Source organism: Burkholderia sp. Bp9016, from assembly GCF_003857765.1.
Lineage (GTDB): Bacteria > Pseudomonadota > Gammaproteobacteria > Burkholderiales > Burkholderiaceae > Burkholderia.
Map to the genome: position 1 here is coordinate 245,687 of NZ_QTPY01000007.1, position 10,395 is coordinate 256,081.

General features: G+C 64.6%; 9 protein-coding genes. 1 reads left to right on the forward strand and 8 read right to left on the reverse strand.

The annotated features are described in order from the left end of the window. Positions 1-8: 8 nt before the first annotated feature. From mraY to coq7, 8 genes are all read right to left on the reverse strand, one after another. A complete protein-coding gene (mraY, locus tag DIE13_RS11440; protein WP_096506148.1) occupies positions 9-1,178 on the reverse strand; it encodes a phospho-N-acetylmuramoyl-pentapeptide-transferase in 1,170 nt (389 codons plus the stop codon). A gap of 16 nt (positions 1,179-1,194) precedes the next feature. Then, positions 1,195-2,601, reverse strand: coding sequence for a UDP-N-acetylmuramoyl-tripeptide--D-alanyl-D-alanine ligase (gene murF / locus DIE13_RS11445; RefSeq protein ID WP_124827234.1), 1,407 nt, complete (start codon positions 2,599-2,601; stop codon positions 1,195-1,197). Further along, on the reverse strand, positions 2,598-4,136 hold the full coding sequence (locus DIE13_RS11450; protein WP_124827235.1) for a UDP-N-acetylmuramoyl-L-alanyl-D-glutamate--2,6-diaminopimelate ligase: 1,539 nt from the start codon (positions 4,134-4,136) through the stop codon (positions 2,598-2,600). Before DIE13_RS11450 ends, murF begins: the two co-directional genes overlap by 4 nt. Next, positions 4,133-5,983, reverse strand: a complete 1,851-nt coding sequence (locus tag DIE13_RS11455) for a penicillin-binding protein 2 (RefSeq protein WP_124827236.1) — start codon at positions 5,981-5,983, stop codon at positions 4,133-4,135. Before DIE13_RS11455 ends, DIE13_RS11450 begins: the two co-directional genes overlap by 4 nt. After that, positions 5,980-6,321 (reverse strand): cell division protein FtsL, encoded by a 342-nt coding sequence (gene ftsL / locus DIE13_RS11460; protein ID WP_124827237.1) that lies wholly within the window; start codon positions 6,319-6,321, stop codon positions 5,980-5,982. The genes DIE13_RS11455 and ftsL overlap by 4 nt, the downstream gene beginning before the upstream one ends. After that, on the reverse strand, positions 6,318-7,259 hold the full coding sequence (gene rsmH / locus DIE13_RS11465) for a 16S rRNA (cytosine(1402)-N(4))-methyltransferase RsmH (RefSeq protein ID WP_124827238.1): 942 nt from the start codon (positions 7,257-7,259) through the stop codon (positions 6,318-6,320). Before rsmH ends, ftsL begins: the two co-directional genes overlap by 4 nt. A gap of 23 nt (positions 7,260-7,282) precedes the next feature. Further along, complete coding sequence (mraZ, locus tag DIE13_RS11470; protein ID WP_006400450.1) at positions 7,283-7,711, reverse strand: division/cell wall cluster transcriptional repressor MraZ; 429 nt, start codon at positions 7,709-7,711, stop codon at positions 7,283-7,285. A gap of 385 nt (positions 7,712-8,096) precedes the next feature. Further along, positions 8,097-8,723 carry a 2-polyprenyl-3-methyl-6-methoxy-1,4-benzoquinone monooxygenase gene (coq7, locus tag DIE13_RS11475; protein WP_124827239.1) on the reverse strand — a complete coding sequence of 209 codons (627 nt, stop codon included), beginning with the start codon at positions 8,721-8,723 and terminating at the stop codon, positions 8,097-8,099. A gap of 278 nt (positions 8,724-9,001) precedes the next feature. On the opposite strand from coq7, the gene DIE13_RS11480 reads away from it, so the two are divergent. Beyond that, positions 9,002-10,159: a porin gene (locus DIE13_RS11480; protein WP_124827240.1), complete on the forward strand. Its 1,158-nt coding sequence runs from the start codon at positions 9,002-9,004 to the stop codon at positions 10,157-10,159. Positions 10,160-10,395: the final 236 nt, after the last annotated feature.

Consider the following 10,395-nt stretch of genomic DNA (forward strand, 5'->3'; position numbering starts at 1 on the left):
CCTTTCCTTTACCGCAACTTGAGGGTGGACAGCCCGAACAGGCACAGCATCAACGTGATGATCCAGAAACGCACCACTACCTGCGTTTCCTTCCAGCCGGACAATTCGAAATGGTGATGCAGCGGCGCCATCTTCAGCAGGCGGCGCCCTTCGCCGTAACGCTTCTTCGTGTACTTGAACCACGACACCTGCAGCATCACCGACAACGTTTCCGCGACGAAGATGCCGCCCATGATGAACAGCACGATTTCCTGGCGCACGATCACCGCAACCGTGCCGAGCGCGCCGCCCAGCGCCAGCGCGCCGACGTCGCCCATGAACACCTGCGCGGGGTGCGTGTTGTACCAGAGGAACGCGAGCCCTGCCCCGCCCATCGCGGAACAGAAGATCAGCAGTTCGCCCGCGCCCGGAATATGCGGAAACAACAGGTATTTCGAATAGACCGAACTGCCCATCACGTACGCGAACACGCCGAGCGATGCGCCGACCAGCACGACCGGCATGATCACGAGACCGTCGAGGCCGTCGGTCAGGTTCACCGCGTTGCTCGCGCCGACGATCACGAAATAGGTCAGCACGATGAAACCCCAGACACCGAGCGGATAACTGATCGACTTCAGGAACGGCAACATCAGGTCGGCACGCGCGGGCAGCCCCATCGACAGGCCGCTCCTCACCCACGCCATGAACAGGTCGAACACGCGCACGTTGTTCGCCTCGGACACGCTGAAGGCGAGATAAACCGCCGCGAACAGGCCGATCACCGACTGCCAGAAATACTTCTCGCGCGACGACATCCCGCGCGGGTCCTTGTGGACGACCTTGCGGTAGTCGTCGACCCAGCCGATCACGCCGAAGCCGAACGTGACGAGCATCACGATCCAGATGAAGCGGTTAGTCAGATCGCCCCACAGCAGCGTCGCGACCGCGATGCCGATCAGGATCAGCACGCCGCCCATCGTCGGCGTGCCGGACTTGACGAGGTGACTCTGCGGGCCGTCCTTGCGCACGGCCTGCCCGACCTTCATTTGCGTCAGCTTGCGGATCACCCACGGTCCGCACACGAGCCCGATCCCGAGCGCCGTGATGGTGGCCATCACCGCACGGAACGTCAGGTACGTGAACAAGCGCAAAAAGCTTGCGTCTCCTTGCAGCCATTGCGCCAGCGCCAGCAGCATGCTTCCTTCCTTCTACTCAGTGTGCGGCGGGCGCCGTGCCCGTCGCGGGTTGGTTCGTCAGCGCGTCGACCACGCGCTCCATCTTCATGTACCGCGAGCCCTTCACGAGCACCGTCGCTTGCGCGCCGTAGCCCGCGCCGAGCAGCGCGTCGACCAGCGTGCCGACGTCGCCGAAATGGCGAGCCGTGTCGCCGTATGCGGTACAGGCATCACGCGATGCGTCGCCGAGCGCGAACAGCGCATCGATTCCGCGCTCACGCGCATATGCGCCGATCTCGCGGTGAAATGCCGGCCCTTCGTCGCCGACTTCACCCATGTCGCCGATCACCAGCACGCGCGGCGCCGGTTGCGCAGCCAGCACGTCGATCGCCGCGCGCATCGAGTCGGGGTTCGCGTTGTAGGTGTCGTCAACGATCGTCGCGCCTGCGAGACTGCCAACGCTCGCCTTCCGGACCTGCAAGCGGCCCTTCACCGGCTCGAACGATTCGAGCCCCTGCTTGATCGCCGCCAGCCCGATCCCGGCTCCGAGCGCCGCGGCCGTAGCCGCCAGCGCGTTGCGAGCGTTGTGCTCGCCGAGCGCGCGCAGCCGCAACGTCAACCTGCCCGACGGCGTGTCGATCGCAAGCTCGCCGCCCTGCAGACGGCCCGTGACCTGCGCGTCGACCTGCCGATCGGCTTCGTGCAGTGCGAAATCGAGAATCCGGTTGCCGGTCGCCGCGACACGCCAGATGCCAGCGTACGCATCGTCCGCCGGAAACACCGCGACGCCGTCCGGTGTCAGCGCGTGAATCACCGCCGCATGTTCGAGCGCGACGGCTTCGACCGTTGCCATGAACTCCTGATGCTCGCGCTGCGCGTTGTTGACGAGCGCAACGGTCGGCGCCGCGATGCGCGCGAGGATTTCGGTCTCGCCCGGATGGTTCATCCCGAGCTCGATCACTGCGATGCGATGCGCGGCCGACAGGCGCAGCAGCGTCAGTGGCACGCCGATGTCGTTGTTCAGGTTGCCGGCCGTCGCGAGTCTTGCGTCGGCGCCGACTGCCGCAGCGAAGATCGACGCGATCATTTCCTTCACGGTCGTCTTGCCGTTGCTGCCCGTCACAGCGACGAGCGGCACGGCGAACTGCTTGCGCCAGCCGTGCGCGAGCGCGCCGAGCGCGGCACGCGTTTCGCCGCCTTCGATGACCGGCATCGCGAGGCCCTCCGGCGCATGCGCGACGAGCGCTGCAGCCGCGCCGCGCGCGGCCACGTCGCAGAGGAAGTCGTGCGCATCAAAGCGCTCGCCTTTCAGCGCGACGAACAGGTCGCCCGGGCCGACCGTGCGGCTATCCGTCGAGACGCGCTCGAACGTCGTGGCCGGATCGCCGCGAAGGGTGGCGCCCGGGATCAGGCGGGCGGCTTCGCCGAGACTGAGCATCGTCATTCGCCGCCTCCCTTGCCGTGCGTCGCGCGGGCCGCGAGTGCGAGCCGCGCGTGATCCTGATCGGAGAACGTGCGTTTCTTGCCCATGATTTCCTGCGTCGCCTCATGGCCCTTGCCGGCCAGCACAACGACATCCTCGCGGGCGGCTCCGCGCACGGCCTGCAGGATCGCGCTCGCGCGATCCTCGATGCGGCGTGCGTGGTCGGGCGCGGCCATGCCCGCGATGACCTGGTCGATGATGCGCTGCGGATCCTCGCTGCGCGGGTTGTCGCTCGTGACGACGATTTCGTCGGCGAGCCGCTCGGCGATCGCGCCCATCAGCGGGCGCTTCGTCGCATCGCGATCGCCGCCGCAGCCGAACATGCAGACGAGCCGGCCGCCGCGCGCCGTGGCGATCGGGCGCAGCGCGTCGAGCGTCTTCTCCAGCGCGTCGGGCGTATGCGCGTAGTCGATCACGACCAGCGGTTCGTCGTTCTGCAGGCGGCCGCCAAGACGCTGCATCCGGCCGTTGACAGGCTCGAGCCGTGCAATCTCGGCCACCGCCGCGTCGAACGGCACGTCGGCCGCGAGCAGCGAGCCGAGCACCGCGAGGAGGTTGCTGACGTTGAACGTGCCGAGCGTGCCGACTTCGACGTCCGTGTCGCCCCACGACGAGCGCAGGTGAAATGCGGTGCCCGTGGCGGTCGCGCGCACGTCGAGCGCGATCAGTTCGCGATCCGCGTCAGGCGCCTGCGCGTCGCCGATTCCGTATGCGATCGTGCGCACGCGGCCGGCCAGCTTCTCGAGCAGGCGGCGGCCGGCTGCGTCGTCGCGGTTGACGACCGCCGCGCGCAACCCACGCCACGCGAACAGTTTCGCCTTCGCGGCTTCGTACGCGTCGAACGTGCCGTGATAGTCGAGGTGATCCTGGGTCAGGTTCGTGAATACGGCGATGTCGAATGCCGTGCCGTTCACGCGCCCCTGATGCAGCGCGTGCGACGACACTTCCATCGCGACGGCCTTCGCGCCCGCGTCGCGCAGTTGCGCGAGGCTGCGCTGCAGCTGTGGGGCGTCCGGCGTCGTGAAGCCCGTCGGCACGAGCTGGCCCGGCATGCCGGTTCCGAGGGTGCCGATCAGCGCGCACGGCTGATGCAGCGCCGTCAGCGCTGCGGCAATCCATTGCGTGCACGACGTCTTGCCGTTCGTGCCGGTCACGCCGACGGCGAGCAGGCTGTCGCTCGGATCGCCATACCAGCCGCTGGCGATCTCCCCGGCAAGCTCGTCGAGCGCCGGCACCGCGAGCGCAACGGGCGCGGCCGGTGCCGCTGCGAGACCGTCCGGCTGATACAGCACGGCGGCCGCACCACGGGCCACGGCGTCGGAAATGAAAGCGCGATTGTCTGCCCCGTCGACCGCATAGCCGAGAAACACGTCGCCGGCCTGCAGACTGCGCGTGTCGGCATGCAGTTGCGCCGCGGGGGCCACATGCTGACGCAGCCACGCGAGCGCGGCTGCGATCTGCTGATGCGCCGGATGGGAACTGCGAGCGGCGCTCATCGAACAACTCCTGGTGAATTACGCGTCGTGCTGGATACGATCATATGCTTCGCGGTGCCACCTGCCGCCAGCTTCTGCGGACCGGGCTTGTCGGCGGGCGCGCCCGGCGTGTCGTCGGAAACGACCAGCTGCTTGATCGGCATGTTCGGCGGCACGTTCAGTGCGCGCAGCGTATCGCCCGCGATCGCCGAGAATACGGGGCCCGACACCTGGCCGCCGAAGTGGCTGCCGGCGGTCGGTTCGTCGACCGACACCGCGACCACGATACGCGGATTCGGCATCGGCGCCATCCCGACGAACGACGCACGGTACTTGCGCGTGTAGCCGTGACCTTCGTGCTTGTACGCGGTACCGCTCTTGCCGCCGACGCGATAGCCGGGCACGGCGGCGTCCGGCGACGTACCGCCCGGCGCGACCACGGTCTCGAGCATCGCGCGCACTTCACGCGCGGTGTTCGCCGAGAACACCTGCGTGCCGGTGATCTTCTGGTTGGGGTCGGTCTTGAAAATGGTCACCGGCATCAGCTCGCCGTCGTGCGCGATCGCGGTATATGCACGCGCCAGCTGGAACAGCGACACCGACAGGCCATAGCCGTACGACATCGTCGCCTGCTCGATACGGCGCCAGCTCTTCCACGGGCGCAGGCGGCCGGCCGCGGCGCCCGGGAAACCGACTTTCGGCGCCTGGCCGAGACCGATGCTGGTATACATATCCCACATTTCCTCGGGCCGCATCGTCATCGCGATCTTGGTCGCGCCGATGTTGCTCGACTTCTGGATCACGCCACCGACCGTCAGCGTGCCGAAGCCCGCATCGTCGCTGATCGGCGCGCCGTCGAGCACGAAGTGCCCGTTGCCCGTTTCGACGAGCGTGTTCGGCGTCACGCGATGCAGGTCGAGCGCGAGCGATACCGTGAACGGCTTCATGATCGAGCCCGGCTCGAACACGTCGGTAAGGATCCGGTTGCGCAACTGCTCGCCCGTCAGGTGCGAGCGGTCGTTCGGGTTGTAGGTCGGATAGTTGACCAGCGCGAGCACCTCGCCGGTACGCACGTCGACGACCATCGCCGCGCCGGCCTTCGCCTTGAACTTCTCGACGGCGGCCTTCAGGTTCGCGTACGCGATGTACTGGATCTTGCTGTCGATCGACAGGTCGACGTCCGTCCCGTTGTGCGGCGGAATCTGTTCGGCGACGTCCTCGACGATGTGCCCCATCCGGTCCTTGATCACGCGGCGCACGCCCGACGTGCCGGACAGCATCTTCTGGTCGCCCAGTTCGACGCCCTCCTGCCCTTCGTCCTCGACGTTCGTGAAGCCGATCAGGTGGGCGGTGATCTCGCCTTCCGGATAGAAGCGCTTGTATTCGTTGCGCTGGTAGATGCCCGGGATATCGAGTGCCGCGACTTTGTCCGCGACGTCGATCGACACCTGGCGCTTTACGTAGACGAAACCCTTGTCTTCCGACAGCTTCACGCGCAGTTCCTTCGGCGTCATGCCGAGGAGCTTGCCGAGCTGGTTGATCTTGTCCGCGTCGAGATCGTCCGGCACCGCGTCGGGAATTGCCCAGATCGCGCGCACGGGCAGGCTCGTCGCGAGCACGAGCCCGTTACGGTCGAGAATCTTGCCGCGCGTGGCCGGCAGCTCGAGCGTCCGCTGGTAGCGGCTTTCGCCCTGCTTCTGATAGAACGCGTTGCCCGGCCCCTGAATCCAGAACGCCCGCGCGGCCAGCGCGACGAACGCCATGAACAGCATGAACACGACGAGCTTCGAGCGCCACATCGGCAGGTGCACGCCGAGCACCGGGCTCGACGAAAATTTCACGTCCTGGCGCTTTTGCGACGGTTTCATCGCACGCCTCCCTTGCCCTTGGTGGCCGCATCGGCCGAAGCGGGAATCGGCGCGTCGATCGCCTTCACGGCGCCCGGCGGCAGCGTCAGGTATTGGGTGCGGCCCGTCGTGATCGGCTGCATCTTCAGCGAATCGTTCGCGAGTTGCTCGATGCGCGAGGTCTTCGACAGCGCGCTCTGCTGATACTGAAGCTGCGCATAGTCCTGCTGAAGCTGACGCTCCTGCGACTGCGCGCGCTGCAGCTGGATGAAGAACTGGCGCTGCTGATTCGTCGAGTTGACGACCGACAGTGCGCACCCCATCACGATGATCAACAGGAAGATATTGAAGCGGCTCATGGCGTGACGCGCTCCGCGATGCGCATCACGGCCGACCGGGCGCGCGGATTCGCGACGACTTCCGCTTCGCTCGGAAACTGACGGCTGATTATCTTGAGCGGCGGGCTCGGGAGATCGACGGCACGGATCGGCAGACGACGATCGACCGCAGGCGCACTGGCGTGCGCCTGCATGAATCGCTTGACGATCCGGTCCTCGAGTGAATGAAAGCTGATGACCACCAGCCGCCCCCCTTGCTCCAGCAACGACAATGCCGCGTCTAGTACGACTTGCAGGTCCGCAAGCTCTTGATTGACGTGAATCCGTATAGCCTGAAAGGTGCGGGTTGCCGGATCCTTGCCCTTCTCACGGGTTTTGACGACGTGACCCACGATTTGGGCAAGCTCGCCCGTGGTGTCGAGAGGCCCAAGACGGTCGGACTCTGCCCGGCGAGCAACAAGCGCCTTTGCAATCTGAAAAGCAAACCGTTCTTCCCCATAATCCCGTATCACCTCCGTCAGTTCCTGCACCGATGCCCGTGCGAGCCATTCAGCGGCCGACTCGCCGCGCGTCGGATCCATTCGCATGTCCAGCGGACCATCGGCGCGAAAGCTGAAGCCGCGCGCGGGATCGTCCACCTGCGGCGAGGACACGCCCAGGTCCAGCAACACACCCGATACTTTCTCGACGCCGCGCGCCGCAAGCGCGTCGCGCATCGATGCAAAGCTGTCATGCACGATCGAGAAGCGCGCATCCTCGATGCGCTGCGCCGTCTCGATCGCCCTCGGATCCTTGTCGAACGCGATCAGCCGCCCGGCGGGCGCGAGCCGCGCGAGTACCGCGCGGCTATGACCGCCCCGCCCGAACGTGCCGTCGACATAAATGCCGTCCGGTCGCGTCACGAGCGACTCGACCGCTTCGTCCAGCAACACGGTCCGATGCTGCAATTCGTTTCCCATCGCGGGCGTCTCCGTCACCGCAATCAGAACGTGAAATTCTTCAGCGCGTCGGGCATGCCCTGCGCCATCGCTGCCTGCTCCTTCGCGATGTAGGTCTGCGAATCCCACAGCTCGAAGTGACTACCCATTCCCAACAACATGACTTCCTTTTCCAGTCCGGCTGCCATTCGCAGCTCGGGCGATACAAGAATCCGGCCCGCGCTGTCGAGATCGACATCCATCGCATTACCGAGAAAAATCCGCCGCCACCAATGTGCGTCCATCGGCAGCGCGGCGATCTTGGCGCGGAACACTTCCCATTCAGGGCGCGGAAACAGCAACAGGCAGCCGTCCGGGTGCTTGGTCACAGTCACCCGTCCTTCTGCCTGTCCTTGCAGCGCTTCGCGATAGCGAGCCGGCACCGACATCCGCCCTTTCGCATCGAGCGTCAGCGCCGACGCCCCTTGGAACACTTTCCGCTCTCCCGTTCAGGGCACCGAAGCGCCCGCTCAACGCTCAGAATTTAGCCGGAATAGCCCGCCAAATCACACAAAAATACACTTTCTCACACTGTCTCCCACTTTAGAGGAAGGGTTTGGCACGGTCAAGGGAGCGGTCTGGTTTTTTGACGAATTTTGTTAGTTAGAACAAGGACTTACGCGAACATGCTCATGCGGCCCCTCATTCCAAAAACCGTTATAAATGAATGAGCTAGTGCAACTTGTGAAGGTGATACGTGAGAAAGGCGGGCCAGACTGGCGTTCGGACGGGGCTTTCGGGGGCGGGAAAACGCGGAAAAAACGGGCGGTATCGAGGAAAACGGACCGGGACGGCGTCGTGCGCCGCCCGACCCAAATCTCAGAGATAGTACGCAGTGCTCGTCATGACTTTCGACGCGGCGCGCATCAGCATGCGCGCGGGCAGCGGCAGTTCGATTCCGCCGGCGTCGGTCGCGGCCTTGCCGTGTTTCACCTCGTCGGCACGCATCTGCTCGACGATCGCGCGCGACGCCGTGTCGGTCGCCGGCAGTTCGGACAAGTGAGAGTCGAGGTGGCTCTCGACCTGGCGCTCGGTCTCCGCCATGAAGCCGAGACTGACCTTGTCGCCCAGCGTACCGGCTGCCACGCCGATCGCGAGCGCGCCGACGTACCACAGCGGGTTGAGCAAGCTCGGGCGCGAATCGAGTTCCTTCAGCCGATGCGCGGTCCATGCGAGATGGTCCTCCTCCTCGCAAGCGGCTTCCTCGAACATTGCCTTCGACGACGACGAGCGCGCGGTCAGCTTCTGCGCCTGGTAGAGCGCCTGCGCACACACTTCGCCGACATGATTCACGCGCATGAGTCCGGCAGCATGCTTGCGCTCCGCGGGCGTGAGTTCGCCGGCCGGCGGCTCCGCCGGCACGGGTACCGCGCGGCTCATCCGGCTCACGCCGGTCAGCGATCGCAGGCCGCGATCGAATTCGTTGATCAGTTCATCCAATACCATCCTGTTCTCCTGGCTGCGTGTGCTGCCGCGGGCGGCAAGGACACGTGTTCCGCTGCGTAACCGACTTGATTATTCAGCGGAAATTGCGGTTAACCCGTGATTTTAACCATTGTTGCATAAAGGAAACATGGCGACCTTGAGGTGCGGCATTTCGCTTTGTGGCAAAAAACGGTTTTGCTACATTACGAGCGACTTCTTGTGAAGTTGATGGGGCTTGTCGACACAACATAACTATCTGCCCCGTCAAAAAAAATTCAGTGATTCTTGGAGATCCGTTAATGAAAAAGTCGCTTCTCGCGCTCGTCGCGCTGGGCGCGTTTGCTGGCGCAGCCCATGCGCAAAGCAGCGTGACGCTTTACGGCATCATCGATGAAGGCCTCATCTTCAACAACAACGCCAAGGGCGGTCACCTGTACGGTCTGGCAAGCGGCGTGCTGCAAGGCAGCCGCTTCGGTCTGCGCGGCACCGAAGATCTGGGCAGCGGCCTGAAGGCGATCTTCGTGCTCGAGAACGGTTTCGACGTCAACTCCGGCAAGCTCGGCCAGGGCAGCCTGATGTTCGGCCGTCAGGCTTACGTCGGCCTGTCGAGCCAAATCGGTACGGTCACGCTGGGTCGCCAGTACGACTCGGTCGTCGACTTCGTCGGCCCGCTCGAGGCAGGCGACCAGTGGGGCGGCTATATCGCTGCTCACCCCGGCGACCTCGATAACTTCAACAACGCTTATCGCGTGAACAACGCGGTCAAGTTCACGAGCCAGAACTACGGCGGCGTGTCGTTCGGCGGCATGTACAGCTTCGGCGGTCAAGCCGGTCAGTTCTCGAAGAACCAGGTCTGGTCGCTCGGCGCCGGCTACAACAACGGCCCGCTGGTCCTGGGCGTCGGCTACTTGAACGCACGCACGCCGGCCAACTTCGGCGGCATGTTCAACACCGGTGCGTCGGCTGCGACGACGGCCGTGACGTCGCCGGTCTACGGCACCTATGCGAACAGTGCCAACACGTACCAGGTCATCGGTGCGGGCGGCGCATACACGTTCGGCGCAGCGACGATCGGTGCGACGTACTCGAACACGAAGTTCAAGGGCTTCTCGGCCGGTCCGTTCGTGAACCAGACCGCGACGTTCAACAACGGCGAAATCAACTTCAAGTATCAGTTGACCCCGGCGTTGATCCTCGGCGCAGCGTACGACTACACGCAAGGCAGCAAGATCGACGGCAACTCCGCAGCCAAGTATCACCAGGGCTCGCTGGGCGTCGACTACTTCCTGTCGAAGCGCACGGACGTCTACGTGATCGGCGTGTACCAGCATGCATCCGGCAATACGCTCGACGCAGAGGGCAACGTCATTCAGGCGAAGGCAGCGATCAACGGTCTCGATCCGTCGACCACCAGCAATCAGGTCGCAGCTCGCGTCGGCATCCGTCACAAGTTCTAATCAGCTTGCCTGACAAGCCGCAGCATCTTGAAGGCGCCTTCGGGCGCCTTTTTCTTTTGCGGTCCGAAAGTTCTGAAACAGTGCTTGGGGTGGCGCCTCGCGGCACTCCTCCGCCGATCGCTTGGCGTGTCCGCCCGGTAATCCCCCCGAGAAACCGGAGTGATCAGAAGTAGAATTTTCTTGTTGAGGGAGTTCTACGGAATGAAGAAATCGAGATTCACGGACAGCCAGATCAT